Source organism: Bartonella sp. AA126HLJHH (genome assembly GCF_042197425.1).
GTDB lineage: Bacteria > Pseudomonadota > Alphaproteobacteria > Rhizobiales > Rhizobiaceae > Bartonella.
Genome location: NZ_JBHIRU010000078.1, coordinates 1 through 1,602 on the forward strand (window position 1 = coordinate 1; position 1,602 = coordinate 1,602).

The following is a 1,602-nucleotide window of genomic DNA, read 5'->3' on the forward strand; positions in this document are numbered from 1 at the left end:
TGAAAGGCAAGGGGAACGATTCCTGTCGGACCATGGCGTTGTTTTGCTATAATAACCTCGGCTTTACCCTTGGCTTGCTCCATTGCCTCTTGCCATTTGTTATACTCAGCAGTGCTTTCTTTGGGTTCTTCATTTTTGAGATAATATTCTTCACGATAAACGAACAGAACAATGTCGGCATCTTGCTCGATTGAACCAGATTCACGTAAATCAGAGAGTTGCGGACGTTTATCGGTTCGGTTTTCAACTTGACGCGAAAGTTGTGACAGAGCAATGATGGGAATATTGAGTTCTTTTGCAAGTGCTTTTAATCCGGTGGTAATGGCTGTAATTTCTTGAACGCGATTTTCTAATGAACGCTTTGAACCACTTGTCATGAGTTGGATATAATCGATAATCAAGACATCTAGACCATGTTGTCGTTTAAGACGCCTTGCACGTGCGGCCAATTGTGCAAGGGAGACACCCCCCGTTTGATCAATATAAAGAGGGATTGTTTGTAAGGAACGCATTGCGTAAATGATGTTGGTAAATTGCTCTTCTGAGATATTACCACGACGCATATCAGAAGAAGAAACCTTTATTTGTTCTGAGATAATGCGAGTTGCAAGCTGTTCGGATGACATTTCAAGTGAGAAGAATCCTACTATACCCCCTTCATTGGCTTGGCTGTTATCATGACGCTTGCAAGCATTGGCAATATTAAAAGCAATATTGGTTGCCAGAGAGGTTTTCCCCATCCCAGGGCGTCCAGCTATGATAATCAAATCAGATGGCTGTAGCCCCCCCATTTTCTCATCAAGGGTTTTGATATGGGTAGCTATCCCTGAGAGTTTTGAAGAACGCTTTTTTGCAGCGCTTGCCATGTTAAGTGCTTTTGCAATGGCTGTATCAAAGTTTTCAAACCCACCCCCATATTTTCCTTTTTCGGCGAGCTCAAATAACTGATTTTCAATCGTTTCAATTTGTTGGGTAGGCGTGAGCTCTACAGGCGCATCAAAGGCTGTATTGGCAACTTCATTGCCAAGATTAATCAAAGACCGGCGGATAAAAAGATCGTAAATAACGCGTCCATAATCTTCAGTGTTAATAATAGTGACTGCCTCTGTGGCTAAGCGAACAACATACTGGTATACAGTAATATCTCCAATTTTTTCTTCCATTTGGATATAGGGCTTGATTGTAATGGGGTTTGCAAGATGACCATTTTGAATAATTTGTAAGACAATCTCAAAGATCTTTTGATGTAGCCTTTCAAAAAAATGTTCTGCTTTAAGAAAGTCTGAAACGCGATCGAGTGCATTATTATTAATCAGGATTGCTCCAAGTAATGCCTGCTCTGCTTCAATATTATGGGGAAGTTGACGAAAAGAAGAAGCAAAATTATCTCTTGGATTTTCTGTTTTTAGCATGTTTGATGTTCTCATTGCTTTCTTTTCCCTTGTTTGGTGCTTCTAGTGTGATTTCTGTGGTGTATCCGCTTTGTTTTTCATAGCGGTGGGTGACGGTTGCAGCTTTCCATGGTCCATTGATTTGCCCACGAAACCCTTGAAGGATGAGAGGTTGATCCGCCATGATTTCAGGGCGTCCCTCAAGGGTCAA

The 1,602-nt window shown here is 41.5% G+C and carries 1 protein-coding gene and 1 pseudogene; both read right to left on the bottom strand.

From position 1 onward, the window contains the following. Positions 1-1,427 (bottom strand): replicative DNA helicase (locus ACFIQC_RS09740; protein WP_375707125.1); only part of this gene is annotated, 1,427 nt, incomplete at its 3' end. Next, positions 1,384-1,602, bottom strand: a pseudogene (locus ACFIQC_RS09745) (late control protein); the annotation flags it as partial. The gene ACFIQC_RS09740 and the pseudogene ACFIQC_RS09745, both read right to left, overlap by 44 nt.